Origin of the sequence: Nostoc sp. NMS4 (genome assembly GCF_017115095.1) — a bacterium.
Taxonomy (GTDB): Bacteria; Cyanobacteriota; Cyanobacteriia; order Cyanobacteriales; family Nostocaceae; genus Nostoc.
Window position 1 is genome coordinate 1 of sequence record NZ_JABXKI010000084.1, and the last position, 20,120, is coordinate 20,120.

Genomic DNA, 20,120 nt, shown 5'->3' on the forward strand with positions numbered 1-20,120 from the left:
CGCCCTCTCCAATCAACTGCACAAAGTTTTTTCTTTCTTTGTATGAAACCACCCTACTTAAAAAGCAGGGAAGGGGGGAACAGGAATCAAAGTCCCCCTTTTTAAGGGGGATTTAGGGGGATCTAAAAGTGCCTGAAATCATAGCCAACAACTTTTCAAACATCCTCTTAGGCAGTACATTACAAGAAAAATATGTATCAAGCCATAATAAAGTAAGACTTCTTGCCAGAGCAGAAAATCATGGTTAACCTATCAATCAAGCAACGAATTCCTCCTTTAGAAAATGGCGATCGCCTCACTCGCTACGAATTTGATGTTTGGCAAATATTTGAAAACAAATTAGATTGGTTTAGTCTGCAACAAGGGGAATATGTCTCTTTAGAAGTTGACGCAGATGGAGTTATCAAAAGTCAAGTATTTCCTGGTTTGTGGTTGTCAATGTCAGATTTAATCGCTGGCAATATGCAACAAGTATTGGCTGTATTGCAGTTGGGATTAAATTCGCCAGAACATCAAAGCTTTTTACAGCAGTTGTCTAGTCAGAATTCAGGAGTCAGAATAGTTAAAGAATCAGGGAAATATTTGATGACTATTTTGGCATCAGTCTATTTTTTGAGGGATGAGACTGGCGCTTTTAGTTACACTATCCCAAACAATCCAGTTAAGAGAATTATCTAAATCTTCGGGGCTATTTGAGACTTTGAAATATAGCTTTTCTTCACGTTTTCTTTCAATAGCAAAGTCGGCATTTTGAGCATAAGCGACTATAAAACCTTTGTCTCGCAAACAATACATCGCCCAAGCTTTCAATGATTGCTTGTATGGTTCGTGTGGAATTGGCGGTTTTGTAATTGTGTCTTCAATTACTTTAAATATTTGCGTGAGTTTCGCGGTCATAGTAGATACTTTTGTTATTACCCTTAAGTTAACTAGCTTCGGGATCGCAACGAATTTCAATCATAAAGCCATCTGGATCGTAAAAATACACTCCTCTCCCAGTAGGACGAGTGACTGGGCCGTGTGCGATCGCTATTTTATTTTCTCCGATCACTGTCACCGCGCGATCGAATAACTGCGGATCGATGTCAAAGGCCAGATGATACGCTCTAGTGAAGGTCTTCTCTGGGTCTGGATTTGGTGGTGATAATTCGGGTTCCCCAAATAAATCCAGTATCGTACCATCCGGGGTGATGAAGTTGGCTACTTTCCCAGATGCGACAAGTTCCACCAGGGTTACAGGTACTTCGTCGCCTGTGAGTTCGTGTAAACCCAAAATTGTGCCATAAAAATAGCGGGAAGCTTGCATATCCTGGACGTTGAGGGCAATGTGATGTACTTTACGCAGATTTCCTGGCGCAAGGACACTTTTCGCGGATTGGGTGCTAGATAGCATAATCAACAAAATCTCAATATTTAGATAGAAGTTGAACTTTTTTTTAAAGTTTACTATTTCTAATAAAAATCTATCATGGCTTTTGATTATTCTGTAGAGACGGCGATTTATCGCTTCTCTCCAACCGTCAAAATGGATTTGACAGACCACTAGCTGTCTGTCAAGTTTAAAGTTATGTTGTGATAATCCGCATTTCCCCACTTAGCAATCCAAAAATAATCATAGTTGCCTAAGCGATCGCATCTGGGAGTATGATATTCAGGGATTGCATAAGCTGGTTATATTGTCGCCAATTAATTTTAGATTCTCCTAAATCACCCGATAAATTGGGGGATTTTGATTCCGCTTCCCCGACATCGGCGCAATGCCTCAAGGTCGCTTTACATCTGGGCTGAGGCTTTAACTTGACACCAATGCCATCTTGCCCGCCCCACAATATATTTTTATTTATCATTTGATAGTAAATAGACCCATGTTGTAGGGGCAAATCATGCAACTAAATCGATTCGACAACGTTCAGGAATTCTGGGACTGCACTCAGGCTTACTTACTCCAGCATCAGGGAGAAAATAATGTTTTGCTCAGTATTTTGCATACCTTGTTGCATAACCCAGAACGTTATCTGGGTAAGCCTTATTTAGCAATTGTCCAAACCAGTGGCGAGATTCTGGCTGTTGCTATCCGCACCCCACCCCAAAAATTGATCCTATCCAAAGCCCAGAATATCGATGCCTTGCGGTTGATTGCTGAAGATTTGCGTCAAGAGCAACTGCCAGGAAGCATGGGACTGGCTAAAGAGGTAGAAATATTCTCGCAGACTTGGCGATCGCTGACTGGACAATTCTATCAACGGTCGATGGTAATGAAAATTTACCAATTAACGGCAGTGCAAACAGTCTCAACATCCAGAGGATATCTGAGACTAGCAACTGAAAGCGATCGCTCTCTTTTGATCGAGTGGCTTTCGGCATTTTTATCTGAGATAAATCAGGCGGTGAGCGAAGATATTGAACACCAAATAGATAATCGGTTGAAACAGCAGAATATTTATTTTTGGGTTGATGGCACTCCAGTTTCAGTTGCCTCTAGTAAACAAGTGTTACCTACAATTGGTCGGATCAATTTAGCTTATACACCACCAGAGTATCGTCGCCAAGGATATGCCACCGCCTCTGTCGCAGCGTTAAGCCAAAAACTGCTAGACCAAGGATGTCGCCATTGTTTCCTCTTAGCAGATTTAGCCAATCCCACAGCCAATCATATTTATCAAGCGATTGGGTATCGCCCCATTTGCGATTGGCACGAATATTCATTTACCTCCAAGGAATAAGTAGAATAAGAATTAAATAATATACAATTTATGTCCCTGGTTTACCTCACCCTCAATCCCTCTCCTTATAAAGGAGAGGGAAGCTAGAGACAGGATGAAGTTTTGCATCTTATTTAATCCATGTTCCTAAGTAGAATAAAGCGATCGCTCAAGAGCTAAATATACTAACCGAACTGTATTGCCCTTTAACTGCCGTATTTTTGGTAAAAATAATTCTGAAAAACCCCATCCGGGTCATACTTACGCTTGAGGGCGAAAAATTTAGCAGATTGTGGATAAGCTCGACGAAATTGTTCAGGTGTGGCATGAAGACGATAAGGTAGATAATACCGACCACCAACTGCTAAGGCTGCCTCAATCAGTTTCTGGGTCATTACCTGCATCTTTGCTTCTCCCTCTTGGGTGCGTTGCTGATGAAACAGCATCACCAATCCAAAAACTTCCTGATCGGCATATCTGAGAAAACTATCGTTATCTTGGTGAACATTTCGCACTGTGACATTAAGCAAATCCGCTTTGGACTGGGGAATAATGATGCGACACTTCTCTAAAAAAGCTTCCAGAGATTTAGGGGGAATAAAGTACTCATGCAGGATGTCTGTCTCTGCATGGTGACGATTCTCAAATAAGGCGGAGGAACGGTTGAGAATCTGGTTTCTCAAAACCTGGTTTCCGGCTTCTCCCCCAACAATTTTTTCTAGTTGCCAGCGCAAGCTTTTGCCATAATCACTGCCGATGCTACCACGGAAAACTGTCCGAGGTAATCCAGACTCTGCTTGTTTTTCTAAGGAGACAATAGCCTGATTTGCTTGTGGGACTTGGTGATAGGTGGTGAGAATAGCTTCTTGTAAAAAGTTTTCTGGTGCAACAGAAAGTCTCCCGTATGCCATACCAATATTGGCTGCACCATCTACCCATTGCCGATAGGTATCAATATAGTTCTCGCTCTTAATCACAAACCGTTCTGCTATATACGTCTCATTGGGTACTACCCTTAAGTCCACATCAAGAATGATCCCAAATAATCCGTAACCGCCTAAGACTAAAGAAAATAACTCTGGGTTTTCCAGTCTGGAACACTCCACAACCTTGCCACTTGCCAGCATTAACCGGAAACTTTCGACTGTGCTAGCAAAGGGGGGACTATTATGTTGCCAGCCATGAGCATTGGCGCTCATCGTACCGCCGACAGAAAAATCGTTGTTGGACTGCATGACGGCGACAGAATAGCCACGTTCATTTAGGTAGGGAATAATCTCAGACCATTTAGCTCCTGATTGCACCGTCAGGATTTTAGTCGTCGGGTTGAATTGCATCCGGTTGAAGTAGCGCATCTCCAAGGAGATACCTTTAGCATACAGAGTGTGACCACCCATAGTATGACGTGAACCCGCGATCGCTACTTTCTTACGTTGATATAAGGCATCTCTAAGTACAGACTGTAATATCATCTCAGCAATTCCAGGCTGACTCTTAACCTGCTTAATTGTTACCTGTGTCTGGTTCAGGTGACTAGCATCATCAACTGTGCCAGGAGGCAGAGGTTGACGGTCATCGCGATCGCTCCAGGCTGTTAAAGTTAGGTAAGCAACAGGTCTCGCAATCGCTGTCAGGGCAATTGTGGTTATGGACAGAAGCACAAGCAAAATAATCTTCAGCCTGTTTTTTAATAATTTACTGCGGTAGGAACGCTGCATAAATACTCTTGCTCAAGAATCTCTTTAGTCAGAGTTTTGGCAAATCTCCTCTAACTTGTCAACCTTGGGTGGAGGTTGGGTATGCTGTATTCTGAATTTCAGCGATACAATTGCTTTTTGAATAAATGCTTAATCTTATTTCCTATTTGTTTTTGGCTCAAGCATCGCCTTCCCCAGCACCGCAAGAAGTCTTTGTTCCCCAACAAACAAGACCTTTAACAGGACATCTTGACGAAGTACCGGTATTTAACAGTAATAACCCGGAAGTAGTTAAGAGTGAAGGAATTCTGCTGTCTACATTTCCTCCTCAAGGCAAAAAAGTGCCCAGCGCCCACCTGAACTTTCCATTTCAGGGACGGTTTGATTTATTTTCTCACCATATTGCTAGAGCGATTGAGACTCCAAATGATTTGCGGACTCTTTATTTGGGAGTGATTGTTTATAATCCCAGCGATCGCTCTGCAACTGTCAATATATTGCAAGCAGCTAGTTATGTGAGTCAACCTGATGCACCTTTTATCAAACTTCCCCCGATGCAGGACAATAATTCGGGAGACATTTATGCAGGGCCAGGCGATCGCGTGATGAATGATGTACTACGAGTCAGACGACAAGGATGGCCAGCCCAGTTGGTAATTCCACCAAAACAAAGCCGAATGTTAATGAATCATCCGATTCCAGTGAAGACTTTAACACCGCCATTGAATGGACGTTCTACCTTGTTGCATTTGTATAGCGATCGTCCTGTTTATCTGGCGAACCTGGCCATGTTTGCCAAACCCAATCCCGATGGTAGTGAACGAGCGCCCACTTTAGAAGAATGGGAGAATTTGTTAGAAAATGGTGATTTTGCAGGTCCCCGTGAATCGGCTCCCAGTCCTCCAGATCGGCTTGCAGGGGCAACAGAAATTTACGGACGGGTAGCGGGGGTAGCTGTTGGCTCTCGTTGGCAATCACAACTTACTGACTCTAATAGTTCATACCTGACAATTCCCGAATCAGGACAAGCTTTTTCTTACGGTTTAAGTACTCTTTTAGCAGGGAAAATGGGTACTGGACAAAACCAAACTGCTAAACTCGTAGTGCGTTATCCTGGTACTGCTTACGAAGCTCACGGCAACTACGGCATTGAATATAACATCTCTCTACCATTATTCAACAATACAGATAAGCCGCAAACTGTAAATGTGCTTTTCCAAACGCCAATCAAAGAAGATGAGTTAAATAAACCAGGGCTGCGCTTTTTTTCACCACCCCAACCGTCCGTCTTTTTCCGAGGCACTGTTCGTATTCGCTACAATGACGATCGCGGCTTACCCAAAACCCAATACTGGCATTTAGTTCAACAACGGGGACAAATGGGAGAACCGCTTGCTCAATTAAAAATATCTCCTGGTCAACGGCGACTGGTAGAAGTGGATTTTCTCTACCCACCGGATGCTACGCCCCCCCAAATGTTGACAATTCAAACTGTAGACTAAACTTAACAATTTAAAACTCAAAATGATGCAGTTTGACGAAATCCCCCCATGCACGATACCCAACATATCCATTCATAGTGCCCATTATTACAAACAGTAATACCAACCACAGTGGATGTCTTCGACCATCTTTTGTTTTAAAATCTTCCACTTGCCGCAGTTGCTCAATCAGATTCGCACTCATGATTTTTATCAAACAGAATTCAGGAGTCAGAATTCAGTTGGGTATTCTGACCGAAAAAGCGGATAGCGCCGGCGGCAAGCGAGTATTTTCGAGTCGCGTCTGAATAATCGGCGTTTTTACACCCCCACCAAATTGAAAATTTGGTGGTCAACAAGAAAGTCGCGGGTCTGAATCCCCGACTGATAGCGCCGGCGGCAAGCGAGTTTGCGTACTCTGTAAGAGTTGCAAGCTACGCTTTTAGCGTCTGTCTGCGACACGCTGTTCGCGTTCGTAGAGAGCGTCTTGATTCTGAATTCTGAATTCTGGATTCTTCTTCAACCCCTCAACACTTGCAATTTTACCTGTTTTAGGGAATGAAACAGCCCTGCTTTTTAAGGGGGTTGGGCGATCTCAGTGCGTAAGTCCTGGACTACTACGTTTACCAAACTCAGTACGGAGATAAAGTCTGTTTGCATAACAGCGAATAACCTTCGCCAAAGCTAAGTTGATACGCCTTACAGCACACTACTACTGATATACCTCATTCAAATGAAAATTTATATAGATAAAGCTTTTAGGCTTTCACCAGAGAAATTCCACATCTTATTTGCATAAAAAATATAAATACTTCATCAAGTCTTTATCATACATAAGTTTAAACACTAACTGCTAATAACAGTAAAACATCCGATACAAATTGCCCTTTTTCAGTAAAATTACTTTAAATAAAGAGCTATTTAAATATACTACTAAAAGCCAATAAATAGATTGACTTTACAGAAGTGTAGCTGTTAGAAATAAGAAACGATTGAAGAGAGATAGCTGCTCAAAAAAAGCATTATCTAAATATTTTCCCTACTTAATGACTCACAACATGAAACCTAATTTATTTACAGCTTTGATTGTGGCTACAGCTACCTTAACCGGATTAGTTTCCAAAGTAGAAACTGCATCTGCTGCTAATTTTAATTGGAATAGCTCTTGGACTAAACCAACTGTATATAGTAAGTCTAAAACTGGTTTTAACGACACTCCTTTTCAACAATTTGTCCAAGCAGAAAGCGTTGCCATTCCAAACAGTGGACAATTTCAGTTAGACCCCAATAAATTAAACCTAAAATACGACCACGATGTTTCTGTTTACTTTATCAATGAAGGCGCAGCTTATAGAAACCAGTTAGCCTTCAATTCCACAGGAACTACTAATAAGTCTGGGCTACTTTTTAATGATATTTCTTGTCAAGGAAATGGATGTGTTGGCAGCTGGGGCGGTAACGCACTAAAACTAGGTGATGGGGTTAAAGTTGGTAATATTACCGCAGGTAGTCAGCTCGATTTCTGGTTGAGAGCCGATGGTTTGAACCGTGGCAAGTCTGCTAATATCTTTGGTACTGACACCGCCTCTAACGCAGATGGACTACAGCACACAGTTGCTTATGCTTACAACAACTACATCCTCCTAGCATTCGAGGATTTATATGGAGGTTTACACGCTTCAGGGGTAGATTCTGCAACTGGTAAGTCGAACGAAAATTCCGATCGCGACTTTAATGATGTTGTCGTTGTTCTTGATATCGGCGAGGCAAATGTTAAAGCGTTAATTGGCGCTACCGTTCCTGAACCATCTGTGACTTTATCAATGTTTGCGGTGGGAGCAATTGGTATGTTTGGATTGCGCCGCCGCCGTCAAAGTCGCACTTCTAACTAAACTTTGAAACGTTCTTAATTTAAGGTGCGTTTATTTTCACCCGTACATTTATTTATACGGGTGATTTTACGTTTGTAGTGGCATTTAGATTTTATCTATTGCGATCGCGTTCTAAATCATCAATCACTTTTTGCAAATACCACTCGTCTGACATCCCAGGATGGTAATCCTGATTTTGCTGAATCAATCGTTCGGCAATTTCCCAGTATCCCCCAACCATTCGTAAAAGTCGCTGACGTAGCAGATGATATTTTTGCTTTTTTGACTCTGGACTAAATTTCTGGATTTTTTCGAGGCTATTTAAGACTTGTTGATAATTTTCCCAGTCTTCTTGTTCGCAAAAGATACTCGCCGCCCGTTGATAATCTTCCACGGCATTTTGGATTTCTTCTAAGCAAGTATAGGCAATGCCGCGATTGTAATAAGCTTGAGGATCGTCAGAATTAATTTGCAACGCTTGGGTGTAATCTTGAATTGCACCAAGATAATTGCCCGTTGTCCGATAGGCATTACCTCTGGCAATATAAACTAAGACATCTTCCGGTTGCATCTGGACTGCTTGGTTAAGATCCGCGATCGCACCTTGATGATCTCCCAAGACAGAACGGGCTTTACCTCGGTTGCGATAGACAATGGCATCTTGAAAATTTAGTCGTAATGCTTGATTAAAATCTGCGATCGCTTCTCGATAATTCCCCATTTTACAACGCACAACCCCACGACAGCAGTAAGCTTGGGCATCTTGCGGATCGGCTTTTAATACCCAATTTAAATCGGCGAGTGCCTCTTGGGTATCTCCCTTTTCAGCTTTTTCTAATAATTGTGTGAAATAATCGTTAGTGGATAAAATTGGCGCATTGGTAGAAGGCGATTGCTGAATGGTGGCTTTTTCTGGTGGTTGTAGCTGTTTAATTCGTTCTAAAGATAGACGACAATTTTCTTTATCTTGTTGCTCTAAATATAACCCAGCAGCTTTTTTAAAATTAGCGATCGCATCTTGAATAAAACCCTGTTTCCGCCGCACCATTCCCCGCAGATTATAAGCAGCAGCATAATTGAGATTGAGACGAATCGCGCGTTCAACATCGTCTAGCGCTCCCGATAAATTTTTTAGCGCTACCCTAGCCAATCCCCGACAATAATATGCCTCTACACTATCAGGATTCAACTTCAGCGCTTCGGTATAATCTGAAACAGCTTTCAGAATTGCGCCTGAGTCATAATGTGCTAAACCCCGTTGCAAATAAGCTTCGCTAAAGTAAGGTGTCAGTTGTAAAGCATGGTTAAATTCCTCAATTGCTCCCGCGTAATCTTTTCGCCTAGCCTTTTCCAATCCTCTATTGTAGAATTCGTCATTCATGGCATTTGTGTGGTTGATTCAGTTAATTGAATTCCAGCAGGTTTGTTTTGTAGCCTAACCTATGCACTCACTTTCATATTTTAAGTATATTTCATAGTTTTTGTTGAAATAAAACCAACATACTACCCTAAGTTTTGATAAATTTCAATAAAAAAATGGGGAAATGACTAGATTCAATTCCCCATATCTCGTAGATTGTAAAATATTTACTGTTAACTAGAATTCAGAATTTAGGAGTCAGAATAGTTCAAAATTCAGCAGAAATTTTGTAAAATAAATATACTAATAATCCTGCATTTTTTCTGCTGCTGAATTCTCGTACTAACATGATTATGAAAGCAAGCTGGGAGAAGTCAGAACAAAAACATCCCAATTTCCTTGAGCCTCAGTTTGTGGTTTTATAGGATTGGCATAGTGGAAAAACTCATGGTCATTAACTAATAAGAGTTCTCCCGGATTGAGAATTTTGCTAAATACAGGCTTTTCTTTTTTGGCAGTATACAGATGTGTTTCGCCACCTTGAATATTCTCTCTATCTACTGAAAATATGCCAATAAAATCAGTGCCATCTTGATGGATACCTTCTGGTGCTGGATTACCAAAATTATCTGGAGAACAACTAATTCTAATTTGATGAACTCCAATTTCAGCTTCAGGATGAAGTTTGCAAGAATCACAAAATGCCAAAACCAGATTCTTGAAAATATCAAGTTCTATGAGGGCATCATCTAATTCTGCAAACTCTCTTTTGATGTCACCTGCTAATCGATTATAATCTTTGCTTTGAAAGAAGACACCATGAGGTAATTTGATTAACTGATTTCCAGAGACTGTAAACCGAGATAATCTTCTAGAACGATAATTGCCTTTGATATAAGGGTCAAGAGGCATATTATTAAAAAATGGCTTAAAACCTTTTAGACCGATCGAATTTACTTTTCTTAGAGTAAACAAAAAAGCATATTCTAATTCAGTTGCTGTCCAAACTTTTTGCATAGGATTTACCTCCTTGCACGTTGAAATTCTCCCGTATTTGTTTGGGAGGCTTGTAATACTTAGTATATGCTACTTTTTATTACTATGTTGTCAATTTGACTACAAAAATTGATAATTCATGATATGTAAAGTTACTCAAATTCTGTCACACGGCGGAGTAGCTGCTGAAAAGATTTGCAGATATGGGTTAGGTGGGCAAAGAATCGACGTATATTTACTAGCAGCAAGAAGGTTCCATAATGATAGATTGGCTTTACCGTTACCCTAAGTGTCAGCCAACAGATAAGATAAACCATCGGCAATTTTAGCCCTACTCGCCTGGTCAATGCCGATATTTACATTTTTTACTGTTACTTTCGATGACATAATTTTCTCTTAATTAGGTTATATGTAATTTGGGGTTGGGAATTGGGCATTGGGGATTGGGCATTGGGCATGGAGAAGAGACAAGGTAGACAAGGAAGAGGGGGGAGACAAGGGAGAGGCTTGTTCAATAATTCCCCCTTGTCCCCTTGTCCCCCTTGTCTCCTCACTCACCACTCACCACTCTCCCATCTCCCTCATCTCCCTCATCCCCGCACCCAATTCTCATTAATCTATGCCAAGTGCATCTTCAAAACGCTACGGGGTGCTTTACGGACTCTGGCTAAAACGGTTTCTTTGCCTAAACGCTGGCAAGCTTCATACCGATGGCAACCAGAAAAGCCATAATATTGTCCATCTACTTCTAGGACATCTATAGGTTCCTGCTGCCCAATCTCCGCAATCGATTCCATTAAGGCTTGTACTTTATTTGGATCGTTTGTACGGGGCAATGGGCGTTTTATCTGATTTAATGGAATTTCTTGGACTCTAACCATAAAGAGTTTATCCAACTAGTTCTGTTTTTTGTCTCTAAATAAATCATAGTCATTATGACTTCGTTTTGCAAGTAATATTTAGGGCAAAATTGGTAATGGTATCATTGGAGCATTCATGCGACAAAAAAACCGCACTACAAGGCAATTGGAAAATCAGCTCCAAGGACGCATTAAGGGGCAGAAGATGCTCTCTATGAGACGCGGCGCGAACGATTTGCGATCGCAACTCTTGGAGACACTACGCGAATGCTCTCAGGTAGCCATGAAATTTTCGTTTTGGCGTTTTTCCCACACTTTGGTGACAACATTTTGTCTATTGGGACTGACTGCGGCATCAGGGCCTGAGAGCAACATCCAGGATATAGAACTGAAAATTGGGATTGTGCAGCGATTTGGCGCCGAAGCCACAGCCAAGTTGCAACTCGAACCCATAAAAGGCGATCGCTTAAAGCTAAAATTTCAAGTGGGCAATAAACAGCAAATCCTGTTTACTAAGAATCCTGTAAAGCTGGAAACAGTCATGGAAGCTTTACCCCAATCAGCAGTCGAAGAAGTGGTAGTTTTGGGTACATACCGCACTTTTGAAACGGCGGAAGACAGTGCTAATAAATGGCGCTCTCAGGGGATGGAAGTGGAAATAGCCCAGCCAGAACGCTGGCAGGTTTGGGCAAAACGAGATGTTTACAGCACTCCTTTACTGCGGCGCTTGCTATTGCAGAACATCCAAGCTTCTAGTAAAGAAAAAGTATATCTTGATACCAAAATTTTGAAACAAGTGCCACGAGTTAGTTGGGTGGTGAATGGTAATAGCTATAGCCCGAATGATTTAGAAATTAGCACTGACAAAAATTTGATTCGGGTAAATAAAAGCGAAAAACCAGATAATGCCCGTCTTTACGCTGGGCGAATGAATTTGCAACAAAATGCTTACGGTACATACACTCTAGTTAACCAAGTACCCTTAGAAACTTATTTGCGTGGGGTTGTGCCTTACGAAATAGGCACAGATGCACCAAAAGCGGCGCTAGAAGCTCAGGCAATTCTCGCTCGGACTTATGCCTTAAGAAATTTACGCAGGTTTGCCGCAGATAATTATCAGTTGTGTGCTGATACTCACTGCCAAGTTTATTATGGGTTGAAGGGCGCAGCTGCCAAAACAGACCAAGCGATCGCCTCAACTAGGGGTAAAGTACTAACCTACAAAAACGAACTCGTAGATGCCCTGTATTCTTCTACTACTGGTGGGGTCACTGCTTCCTTTAGCGATGTCTGGAATGGCGACGATCGTCCCTATCTGCGTCCTGTACTGGATGCTCCGACTAATTTTTGGGATTTATCTAAGCAGAGTTTAGCAGATGAAAAGAACTTCCAAAAATTTATTAATACGCAACAAGGATTTAATGAAAGCAAGTGGGATATGTTTCGTTGGCACAAGGAAACCCCTTTAAAGGATATTATCAAGGACTTGCAGAAATTTTTACAGGTGAAAAACAGTCCTGATGCCAAATTTAAGACAATTCAGGCTATGGCAGTAGTGAAGCGAAGCCAGAGTGGACGTATCCTTGAACTTGCGGTTAAAACCGATAGCAGCACCTTTATTCTCCACAAAGACGAAGTTCGCAGTGCTTTTGCAGCCCCAATAAGTACGCTTTTTTATATCGAACCGTTGAACAAAGGCAAATCGCAACTCTGGGGATACGCTTTTATTGGTGGTGGATTAGGACATGGAGTCGGCTTGAGTCAAACTGGCGCTCAAAATTTAGCGAAACTAGGTTGGTCAAGTCCAAAAATTCTCCAATTTTACTATCCTGGTACTCAGATTCAAATTCTCAAAAAAGAGACTAAGCTTTAAGCTAATTGGCATTCAATTTGCCGAAGAAAGGCAGAGGCCAGGAGGCAGGAGGTTTTAGAAATTGAAGAAGAAGTCAGGAGTCAGAATAAATTAGTGGGGGATTCAAACCCGCCACACTTAAAAAATTAAGGAGGTAAAGTACGCATCTATTACAGTTGATGTTTTAGACCAAGTTCTGAAACCAGAGATTTTACCCATTGGTGCTATCGGCATTGACTTGGGATGTAATTCTGCGTTATCAATTACTGATGGCGAGAATCATCAACAAATTGAGGCTCCAAAGTTTTTGAGAAATGCAGAGCATCTAATCAAAAAAGCTTCTAAGGACAAACGGCGTAAACGTGCGCCAAACAGAAGAAAAAAGATAAAAGCTTCTAGGCGGTTCAAAAGAGCTACGGCAAAAGTTAGTAAGCTCACCCGTAAGGTTGCAAATCTTCGCCAGAACTGGGTACACCAAGTTGCAGCAGAAATAGTCAGCAGTAATAGCTTCGTTGCAACTGAAAAGCTAGAAGTCAAAAACATGACCCGAAAAGCTAAAAAAGGTAAGCGCAAAAAGCAGAAGGCTGGACTAAACAAGTCTATTCTTGACGTTGGTTTTGGTATGCTTCGTAGCACCATCAAATATAAAATAGAACAGATTGGTGGTGTATTTATCGAGGTTCCAACGCGGAGAGTTTTGCCTTCTCAAACTTGCCCTAAATGCGGACATCAGCACAAAAAAACACTCGATGTCCGAGTGCATAAATGTGGTGTTTGTAATTATTTACAGGATAGAGATATTGCTGCTGCCGAAGTTATGCTTTATTGGGCTAAAGGAATTCTACCGTGGGCAGGAACTGCCCTCGCAGACGCTGAGTCGTCTAGCTCTACCTCACGCACCCGCAAACGAGCAGGAAGTATGAGGCAAATGGGGGCCAAGAAGCGTCAAAAATCTATAGAAGATTTCGCTAAAAACGAATTGGGGGATGTAGAAACCCACAGTTCAGGCGAAGCCAACTGTGGGCAGTTCATCTCTTAGTAAAGGTCTTCTTCTTTGTGAGTTTCGATTGTTACGTCAGAGGTTGGGTAAGCAACACAAGTCAGTACATATCCCTTTTCTATTTGTTCATCATCTAAGAATGACTGATCGCCCTGATCGACAGTACCCTTGGTGATTTTACCTGCACAGGTCGAGCAAGCACCAGCGCGGCAAGAGTAGGGCAGGTCAAGACCAGCTTCTTCGGCAGCGTCTAGAATATAGACATCATCATCAACATCAAGTGTTTGGTTCAACCCTTCGGCATCGTTGATTAGTGTCACTTTATAAGTTGGCATTGAGTAATCCTCTCTTTTGCAAACGACAGTATAAGTTATCTTAAGGCAAAGGTCACGGCTGTTCTATGGAATTAGCCGTTGGTTTAAATTTGCTTCAATTCTGATACTACGAGAAAAATTAAACGATGTAACTGGAAATTGAACCCGATTAGTAATGAAATTTAGTTACTTAATCCCGATAAGTTTTCTTTATGTTATTTTCTACCAAAGTCAGGTTTTAATCAGAAAAAGTTATGTATCATCAAAGTAAACATGAGTAAGGTTAATGTTAGCGATATTTTGTAGGACTTACGCAGAAGAGATCCCCTAACTCCTTTAAAAAGCTACAAATTTTTTGCAACAGTTTAGCCTTGGCACGCCACTACAAATACTTAATTTTGTTTAAAAATTAAACCGGATTTCTATAGCTGCAAATAAAGTTTTACAGCAGATTTCAAGTTGGTGAGGTACACAAGCTAAGTTTTTTACCCAGATATAAAGCGTGTTTTACTCCTGAATGTTGTAAAGTCTAGACTGGTGAAACCCATGAAGAGAGAATCTCACCACTAGAAGGGTGGAAAGATCAAAAACAGAACTAGTGAGGATCATGTATAATTCAGAAGCAGCTTTGGAAAAAGCAAGAGTGCGTGTAGGTTTGGTAGGTACTGGGTATGCGGCAAAGTTTCGGGCTGAGGCATTGTTCCATGATGAGCGATCGCAGTTAATCGCAGTTGTTGGGCATACAAGCGAAAAAACCGAAACCTTTGCCAAAGAATACCAAATTGAAGCATTAAGTACTTGGCAAGAGCTAGTAGAGCGCGAAGATATAGACCTAGTAGCAATCTCCACTGTTAATCGAGATCATGGGGCGATCGCTCGTGCAGCACTCACCAACGGCAAACATCTGATTGTAGAGTATCCTCTTTCATTGGATGTCGTCGAAGCTGAGGAACTAATTGCTTTAGCCAAAGCACAACAAAAACTCCTGCACGTTGAACATCTGGAACTTTTGGGTGGTTTGCACCAAGCCTTAAAGCAAAACTTAGACAAAATTGGTGAAGTTTTTTATGTCCGCTACAGCACCCTCAATGCCCAGAATCCTGCACCTCGTAGATGGACTTATAACCACGAGTTGTTCGGCTTTCCCTTAATTGGTGCCCTATCTCGCCTACATCGTCTCACCGATTTATTTGGTAAAGTATTTACTGTTAACTGTCACCAACGATATTGGGAAATAGAACCGGAATACTACCAAACCTGTTTCTGCACGAGCGATCTGTGCTTTAATAGTGGACTTTTAGCTCAAGTAGTCTATGGCAAAGGCGAAAGTATTTGGCAATCAGAACGCAAGTTTGAAGTTCACGGTGAAAAAGGTGGTTTAGTTTTTGATGGCGACACAGGAATATTCATCCAGCCAGGGGAAACAACATCTATAGAGGTTGGCCCTCGCCGGGGTTTGTTCGCTAAAGATACGAGTATGGTGTTAGATCATCTTTTTGACGGCACTCCTTTGTACGTTACCCCAGAGGAGAGCTTGTATACCCTGCATGTTGCTGATGCAGCACAAAGAGCCGCACAGACTGGGTTAACTATGTTTATGAAATGATAGTTTAGATAAAAGTTAATGAAAACCGACCTAATTGTTATTTTATCCCAACGAGAAATAGAGAAAATGCGGCAAGCTGGGCGTTTAGCAGCTAAACTTCTCCAGCATCTAGAACCCTTTGTCAAGCCAGGGGTTAGCACTCTCGAACTAAATGATGAAGCCGAACGTTGGACACAAGCGCATGGAGCCAAAAGCGCACCCCTTGGCTATAAGGGTTATCCTAAATCGATTTGCACTAGTGTAAATGAGGTAATCTGTCACGGTATTCCCAACGCCAAACAAATTCTTAAGGAAGGTGACATTATTAATATTGATGTCACGCCCATTGTTGAAGGTTATCACGGCGATACATCCAAAACATTCTTTGTTGGTACTCCTTCCCCAAAAACGAGAAAGTTGGTAGAGGTGACAGAAGAGTGTTTACGCCTGGGTATTGCTGAAGTTAAGCCTGGGGGACGCATTGGAGATATTGGTGCAGCCATTCAAGAGTATGCTGAAGCCCAAGGCTTTTCTGTAGTGCGAGATTTCGTTGGTCACGGCATCAGTAATATTTTTCACACTGCGCCGGATGTACCCCATTATGGCACTCGCGGTAAGGGTAAGCGCCTTAGACCGGGGATGGTTTTTACTATTGAGCCAATGATTAACGAAGGTACTTATGAAGTCGAGGTTCTGGGCGATAAATGGACTGCTGTCACGCGCGATCGCAAACTTTCTGCTCAATGTGAGCATACTTTAGCTGTCACTGAAGATGGCGTTGAAATCCTCACCCTACCTGAAGGCGAGAATTACCCGTGAATTTACCAACATCCCGTACTGTAATTATTACAGGGGGAAATAGTGGTATTGGGCGAGGAATTGCTGAAGCTTTCGCCAGGGAGAATACCCAAGTGGTAATTATGGGGCGCAATGAAGAAACGCTCCGTACTACTATCGAACACCTTGGCCCGAAAGCTTTTTGCAAACAAGTAGATATCACCCAGTCGGCTCAGGTGGCTGATGCTGTAACAGCAGTTGTTCAGCAGTTGGGTCAAATTGATGTGCTGGTCAACGCGGCGGGTCTTCCACGTTGGATCACTACTGAGACTCCTCTTGATCAGGCTGAACAGTTATGGGATGAAGTAGTAAACACCAATCTCAAAGGTAGTTTTCTCATGGCAATGGCTGTTGCTCCTTACCTCACCCGGCCCGGTGGGCGCATTATCAACATCAGTACCAATGCAGCATTTACTGGTGGAAGTTGCCCTGGTTATCTCGGTTACGCTGCTGCCAAAGCCGGTGTGCATGGTCTAACTTATGCTCTGGCGCGAGAACTTAGTCCCCAAGGAATTACTGTAAACGCGATCGCCCCCGGTTTAATTGCTAACACAGCGATTACAAATATGTGGTCAGAAGAGCGTCTGCAAAGCATCGTTGCAGAGACACCTGTTGGGCGGGCAGGTTGCGTAGATGATGTTGCTGCTGCTGTATTATATCTAGCCTCGAAAGAAGCCTCTTTTATTACTGGAGAAGTTTTAAACATCAATGGAGGACTAGTTTTTGGTCACTGAGATCATGTCCACTTAAAGATTTATCGTATTTTCTAATAAAGGTAGAGAATTTATAAAATTTATTATTTACTACCAACAGGAGTGCGAATTTTATCAACTAAAAATCAACATTTATTACATGATAAAGTCAAACATATATGGAGGTAAGATTATGACCCAAGTGTTGCCCAAATTACTCACCTTCAATGAATTTATTGAATGGTATCCTAACGATGGTAAACGCTATGAATTGCACAAAGGAGTAATTGTTGAAATGCCACCCCCAACTGGTTCCCATGAAAAAGTTGTAGGATTTATAGCCCATAAGCTAACTGTCGAGTTTGATCGCCTGAATCTTCCCTACACTATACCCAAAACTGCATTGATCCAAACTCCTTCTGCCGAATCAGCTTATTCGCCTGATGTTTTGCTGCTAAATCTTGATAATCTCAACAAAGAACCGCTTTTTCAAAAACAGTCAACAGTAAGCCAAGCAGCATCGGTTCCACTAGTTATTGAAGTTGTTTCAACCAACTGGCGAGATGATTACTACAATAAACTTAGGGATTATGAAGAAATGGGCATTCTCGAATATTGGATTGCTGATTATGCTGCATTGGGTGCAAGAAAGTTCATCGGTAATCCCAAACAACCCACTATTTTTGTATGCGAATTAGTTGATGGTGAATATCAAATGATAGCGTTTCAAGGTAGCACCGCGATTTCATCACCTACCTTTCCCCAATTAAATTTAACTGCACAACAGATTTTTAATGCGGCTAACTAATTTTTTATCTATCTTATAACTATCTTCCCAACTTATTAGGAATACCTTCACAACCACCAGGAATAGTACCTCTAGTTTTTTCGCCGCCCCAGGTGCAACAGTAGCAACGTGTAGACTCAGACATCCGTTGCACATTGCTGAAATCGGCATTTTCTACCACAGCGCCGGTTTGTTCGCCAGTTTCATAATCTGGTGGTTGGGTGCGACTGCGGGGTGATGCTTTATCTACTACACCATAAAATAAGCGAATTCCGTTGATGTCAGCACCATTGAGATTAGCATCATATAAAATTGTGCGGGAGAGGTTGGCTTTTACTAAATCACAACCGGACAAGTTAGCACGGACAAGATTAGCTTCACTAAGATCAGTCCAACGTAAATCAGTAGCAGAAAGGTCGGCGGCGGCTAGCATTACGCCTAAATCGATGACGCGCACACCTTCGAGGCGGTCTTCTGCGTATCCGCCAGTACCGTCGAGAATGGCTCGACCTAATAAGCGATCGCGTTTTAGAGGTGACAGCAATTTGGAACGTGAGAGAAACCGGAGAATTTTCGCTTTCCCACTACCATCGACACTACTCAAAATTGCCGCCGTGCGTCCTTCGGCGATCGCTCTTTCTTGAGGCCAATCTTCTAATAATCCTTCTTCATCTAATACCAAGTCGGAAACACCCTGGAAATAGGAATCAATTGTCTGTTGCTGGGTAATAATATTTTGCTGAACTGTTAGCAGGTTTTGTTGAATTGTCAAGTCTTTAGAAATTACATATTGTCGCCACGCTACATAAACGGCGATGATGGCGATGAGAATTTGCCCCAAAGCGCCAAACCAATCTGCTAGGGTTCCAGCAATGTCCCAGTTAATTTTGCGTCCTAAAACCAGCAAGCGATCGCCTACACCTGTGAATCTAATTAAGCCGATGATCGCTACTAGTAGTCCCAAAAAGGCCACAAATAGGGTGCGTTCTTGGGGTGAAAACCATTGGTCTAAAACTTCTTGCAACCAAGGCAATAATATCGCCAGGGATAACACCAAAGTCATCAGCGTTCCGATAATGCCAACAATCCAGTTATTCAGGATAATTCCAATAAAGGTAAGGGCGATCGCTATTAGAGTAATCACCAATGCCCTTGGCTTAACTGTGAATTGGTTGGTAATAGGTTGCTTGACTTCAGAACGAGCTTGTTGTAAGGCAGTTGTATATTGCGGAGATTTTAAAGATGCGATCGCTGCTAGTGCTTGTTGTGTGGCTAGAACTTCTGAGCTTAGGTTCTTCTCAGTTGCACTCCCGTCAAAGTCATCTGGTTGCAAATCGTTTTTGGGGTCTGGTTCTGGGGTTGGTAGATTAGAGGAATTGGATTCAATCGTCATGTTTTCTATTTTGCCCCAGTTGATTAAGAACAACATCTGTTTTATCAGAAATTGCACTCAACTCAAGACTTGTATTCCATAAGACTAAGATAGGACTTACGCACTGAAGCCTGAAACCTAGATCCCCATCCACTTCGGCATCGTTAGAATCTAGAAGTTATGCCGAGGTTGGGAGACAATTTAGAGGGGTTGTACCTTAAAATGACGTGAATACCGACATCACTGGAACTATTACGATCGCAGTGCAGCCTCAAGACAATGGACAGTATATTTGCCAGTTATCATCGTCTTTGAGCGATTCTCCTAGAGAAAATATACAATGCTACGGTCAAACAAAAGAACACGCGATCGCGATCGCCTTAGAACAACTAGCCGATGAGTATCGCCGGATGGCGGAAGAACAACAAAATGTAAACTGGGACACAGTGGAGCGATCGGACTCTGGAGAGCCAATTGCCAAGCGTTATCATGTAATTCTGCACTACGAACGCATTGCTGAGGAAGAATCGAAATTCGAGGCACTGCACAATACGATTATGGGAAATACGGTGGTTGAGAATGCCAATATCACTGTGATTGAGATTGATCCAGATATACCAATTAATCCGTTAATGCGATCGTGGAATTGATTGCTCCAAAATCCAAAATCTAAACTGGTTAGTAGGACGAGTGACCAGAATGCGATCGCTCTCT

At 42.0% G+C, this 20,120-nt stretch carries 20 protein-coding genes and 2 pseudogenes; 11 read left to right on the forward strand and 11 right to left on the reverse strand.

The genetic code is table 11. The features are described from left to right. Positions 1-306: 306 nt before the first annotated feature. Positions 307-543 (forward strand): annotated as a pseudogene (locus HWQ37_RS05355) (Uma2 family endonuclease); the annotation flags it as partial. Positions 544-600: 57 nt separating this feature from the next. Here HWQ37_RS05355 and HWQ37_RS05360 read toward each other — a convergent pair. The 3 genes from HWQ37_RS05360 to HWQ37_RS05370 form a co-directional block, all read right to left on the reverse strand. After that, positions 601-897, reverse strand: coding sequence for a hypothetical protein (locus HWQ37_RS05360; protein ID WP_292744664.1), 297 nt, complete (start codon positions 895-897; stop codon positions 601-603). Between the two features lie 28 nt (positions 898-925). Then, positions 926-1,393 carry a VOC family protein gene (locus HWQ37_RS05365; RefSeq protein WP_292744708.1) on the reverse strand — a complete coding sequence of 156 codons (468 nt, stop codon included), beginning with the start codon at positions 1,391-1,393 and terminating at the stop codon, positions 926-928. Positions 1,394-1,622: 229 nt separating this feature from the next. Next, on the reverse strand, positions 1,623-1,847 hold the full coding sequence (locus tag HWQ37_RS05370; protein ID WP_292744666.1) for a hypothetical protein: 225 nt from the start codon (positions 1,845-1,847) through the stop codon (positions 1,623-1,625). A 36-nt stretch (positions 1,848-1,883) separates the two neighbouring features. Here HWQ37_RS05370 and HWQ37_RS05375 point away from each other — a divergent pair, with 36 nt between their 5' ends. Continuing rightward, on the forward strand, positions 1,884-2,723 hold the full coding sequence (locus HWQ37_RS05375; RefSeq protein WP_292744668.1) for a GNAT family N-acetyltransferase: 840 nt from the start codon (positions 1,884-1,886) through the stop codon (positions 2,721-2,723). Positions 2,724-2,908: 185 nt separating this feature from the next. Here the strand turns inward: HWQ37_RS05375 and HWQ37_RS05380 are convergent, their stop codons facing one another. Next, complete coding sequence (locus HWQ37_RS05380) at positions 2,909-4,420, reverse strand: FAD-binding protein (RefSeq protein WP_292744670.1); 1,512 nt, start codon at positions 4,418-4,420, stop codon at positions 2,909-2,911. A 125-nt stretch (positions 4,421-4,545) separates the two neighbouring features. Between HWQ37_RS05380 and HWQ37_RS05385 the strand changes: the two genes are divergently transcribed. Next, positions 4,546-5,901: a DUF3370 domain-containing protein gene (locus tag HWQ37_RS05385; RefSeq protein WP_292744672.1), complete on the forward strand. Its 1,356-nt coding sequence runs from the start codon at positions 4,546-4,548 to the stop codon at positions 5,899-5,901. 10 nt (positions 5,902-5,911) lie between these two features. On the opposite strand, the gene HWQ37_RS05390 is transcribed toward HWQ37_RS05385, so the two are convergent. Next, positions 5,912-6,085, reverse strand: a complete 174-nt coding sequence (locus HWQ37_RS05390; RefSeq protein WP_292744674.1) for a hypothetical protein — start codon at positions 6,083-6,085, stop codon at positions 5,912-5,914. An 853-nt stretch (positions 6,086-6,938) separates the two neighbouring features. Between HWQ37_RS05390 and HWQ37_RS05395 the strand changes: the two genes are divergently transcribed. Beyond that, complete coding sequence (locus tag HWQ37_RS05395; RefSeq protein ID WP_292744676.1) at positions 6,939-7,772, forward strand: DUF4114 domain-containing protein; 834 nt, start codon at positions 6,939-6,941, stop codon at positions 7,770-7,772. A 91-nt stretch (positions 7,773-7,863) separates the two neighbouring features. On the opposite strand, the gene HWQ37_RS05400 is transcribed toward HWQ37_RS05395, so the two are convergent. The 4 genes and pseudogenes from HWQ37_RS05400 to HWQ37_RS05415 form a co-directional block, all read right to left on the reverse strand. Beyond that, the gene (locus HWQ37_RS05400) at positions 7,864-9,132 is read right to left on the reverse strand and encodes a tetratricopeptide repeat protein (RefSeq protein ID WP_292744678.1); all 1,269 of its coding nucleotides are present in this window, start codon (positions 9,130-9,132) and stop codon (positions 7,864-7,866) included. 330 nt (positions 9,133-9,462) lie between these two features. Next, entirely contained in the window at positions 9,463-10,128 is a 666-nt protein-coding gene (locus HWQ37_RS05405) for a 2OG-Fe dioxygenase family protein (RefSeq protein ID WP_292744680.1), read from the reverse strand. A gap of 267 nt (positions 10,129-10,395) precedes the next feature. Next, positions 10,396-10,494, reverse strand: a pseudogene (locus HWQ37_RS05410) (DNA starvation/stationary phase protection protein); the annotation flags it as partial. A 230-nt stretch (positions 10,495-10,724) separates the two neighbouring features. Continuing rightward, positions 10,725-10,988: a ParB N-terminal domain-containing protein gene (locus tag HWQ37_RS05415; protein WP_194043156.1), complete on the reverse strand. Its 264-nt coding sequence runs from the start codon at positions 10,986-10,988 to the stop codon at positions 10,725-10,727. Between the two features lie 115 nt (positions 10,989-11,103). Between HWQ37_RS05415 and HWQ37_RS05420 the strand changes: the two genes are divergently transcribed. Together HWQ37_RS05420 and HWQ37_RS05425 are read left to right on the forward strand one after the other, a co-directional pair. Next, a complete protein-coding gene (locus HWQ37_RS05420; protein ID WP_465249669.1) occupies positions 11,104-12,840 on the forward strand; it encodes a SpoIID/LytB domain-containing protein in 1,737 nt (578 codons plus the stop codon). A gap of 148 nt (positions 12,841-12,988) precedes the next feature. Beyond that, complete coding sequence (locus tag HWQ37_RS05425) at positions 12,989-13,858, forward strand: RNA-guided endonuclease InsQ/TnpB family protein (protein WP_292744712.1); 870 nt, start codon at positions 12,989-12,991, stop codon at positions 13,856-13,858. Here HWQ37_RS05425 and HWQ37_RS05430 read toward each other — a convergent pair. Continuing rightward, the gene (locus HWQ37_RS05430; RefSeq protein WP_292744684.1) at positions 13,855-14,154 is read right to left on the reverse strand and encodes a ferredoxin; all 300 of its coding nucleotides are present in this window, start codon (positions 14,152-14,154) and stop codon (positions 13,855-13,857) included. The genes HWQ37_RS05425 and HWQ37_RS05430 overlap by 4 nt on opposite strands. 586 nt (positions 14,155-14,740) lie before the next feature. On the opposite strand from HWQ37_RS05430, the gene HWQ37_RS05435 reads away from it, so the two are divergent. The 4 genes from HWQ37_RS05435 (at position 14,741) to HWQ37_RS05450 (ending at position 18,055) form a co-directional block, all read left to right on the forward strand. Further along, complete coding sequence (locus HWQ37_RS05435; protein WP_292744686.1) at positions 14,741-15,739, forward strand: Gfo/Idh/MocA family protein; 999 nt, start codon at positions 14,741-14,743, stop codon at positions 15,737-15,739. 18 nt (positions 15,740-15,757) lie between these two features. Further along, positions 15,758-16,537 (forward strand): type I methionyl aminopeptidase, encoded by a 780-nt coding sequence (map, locus tag HWQ37_RS05440; RefSeq protein WP_292744688.1) that lies wholly within the window; start codon positions 15,758-15,760, stop codon positions 16,535-16,537. Further along, positions 16,534-17,289, forward strand: a complete 756-nt coding sequence (locus tag HWQ37_RS05445) for an SDR family NAD(P)-dependent oxidoreductase (protein WP_292744690.1) — start codon at positions 16,534-16,536, stop codon at positions 17,287-17,289. The genes map and HWQ37_RS05445 overlap by 4 nt, the downstream gene beginning before the upstream one ends. 151 nt (positions 17,290-17,440) lie before the next feature. After that, positions 17,441-18,055, forward strand: coding sequence for a Uma2 family endonuclease (locus HWQ37_RS05450; protein WP_292744692.1), 615 nt, complete (start codon positions 17,441-17,443; stop codon positions 18,053-18,055). Between the two features lie 19 nt (positions 18,056-18,074). Here HWQ37_RS05450 and HWQ37_RS05455 read toward each other — a convergent pair whose 3' ends face one another. Then, entirely contained in the window at positions 18,075-19,427 is a 1,353-nt protein-coding gene (locus tag HWQ37_RS05455; RefSeq protein ID WP_292744694.1) for a pentapeptide repeat-containing protein, read from the reverse strand. 206 nt (positions 19,428-19,633) lie between these two features. On the opposite strand from HWQ37_RS05455, the gene HWQ37_RS05460 reads away from it, so the two are divergent. Further along, complete coding sequence (locus HWQ37_RS05460; protein ID WP_292744696.1) at positions 19,634-20,056, forward strand: hypothetical protein; 423 nt, start codon at positions 19,634-19,636, stop codon at positions 20,054-20,056. Positions 20,057-20,120 lie beyond the last annotated feature (64 nt).

Excerpts from the sequence above, each read along its gene's own strand:
- HWQ37_RS05390 (WP_292744674.1), bottom strand. The coding sequence starts at position 6,085 with ATGAGTGCGAATCTGATTGAGCAACTGCGGCAAGTGGAAGATTTTAAA.
- HWQ37_RS05360 (WP_292744664.1), bottom strand. The coding sequence starts at position 897 with ATGACCGCGAAACTCACGCAAATATTTAAAGTAATTGAAGACACAATT.
- HWQ37_RS05400 (WP_292744678.1), bottom strand. The coding sequence starts at position 9,132 with ATGAATGACGAATTCTACAATAGAGGATTGGAAAAGGCTAGGCGAAAA.
- HWQ37_RS05415 (WP_194043156.1), bottom strand. The coding sequence starts at position 10,988 with ATGGTTAGAGTCCAAGAAATTCCATTAAATCAGATAAAACGCCCATTG.
- HWQ37_RS05405 (WP_292744680.1), bottom strand. The coding sequence starts at position 10,128 with ATGCAAAAAGTTTGGACAGCAACTGAATTAGAATATGCTTTTTTGTTT.
- HWQ37_RS05435 (WP_292744686.1), top strand. The coding sequence starts at position 14,741 with ATGTATAATTCAGAAGCAGCTTTGGAAAAAGCAAGAGTGCGTGTAGGT.
- HWQ37_RS05370 (WP_292744666.1), bottom strand. The coding sequence starts at position 1,847 with ATGATAAATAAAAATATATTGTGGGGCGGGCAAGATGGCATTGGTGTC.
- HWQ37_RS05380 (WP_292744670.1), bottom strand. The coding sequence starts at position 4,420 with ATGCAGCGTTCCTACCGCAGTAAATTATTAAAAAACAGGCTGAAGATT.
- HWQ37_RS05455 (WP_292744694.1), bottom strand. The coding sequence starts at position 19,427 with ATGACGATTGAATCCAATTCCTCTAATCTACCAACCCCAGAACCAGAC.
- HWQ37_RS05450 (WP_292744692.1), top strand. The coding sequence starts at position 17,441 with ATGACCCAAGTGTTGCCCAAATTACTCACCTTCAATGAATTTATTGAA.
- map (WP_292744688.1), top strand. The coding sequence starts at position 15,758 with ATGAAAACCGACCTAATTGTTATTTTATCCCAACGAGAAATAGAGAAA.
- HWQ37_RS05430 (WP_292744684.1), bottom strand. The coding sequence starts at position 14,154 with ATGCCAACTTATAAAGTGACACTAATCAACGATGCCGAAGGGTTGAAC.
- HWQ37_RS05375 (WP_292744668.1), top strand. The coding sequence starts at position 1,884 with ATGCAACTAAATCGATTCGACAACGTTCAGGAATTCTGGGACTGCACT.
- HWQ37_RS05385 (WP_292744672.1), top strand. The coding sequence starts at position 4,546 with ATGCTTAATCTTATTTCCTATTTGTTTTTGGCTCAAGCATCGCCTTCC.
- HWQ37_RS05420 (WP_465249669.1), top strand. The coding sequence starts at position 11,104 with ATGCGACAAAAAAACCGCACTACAAGGCAATTGGAAAATCAGCTCCAA.
- HWQ37_RS05365 (WP_292744708.1), bottom strand. The coding sequence starts at position 1,393 with ATGCTATCTAGCACCCAATCCGCGAAAAGTGTCCTTGCGCCAGGAAAT.
- HWQ37_RS05395 (WP_292744676.1), top strand. The coding sequence starts at position 6,939 with ATGAAACCTAATTTATTTACAGCTTTGATTGTGGCTACAGCTACCTTA.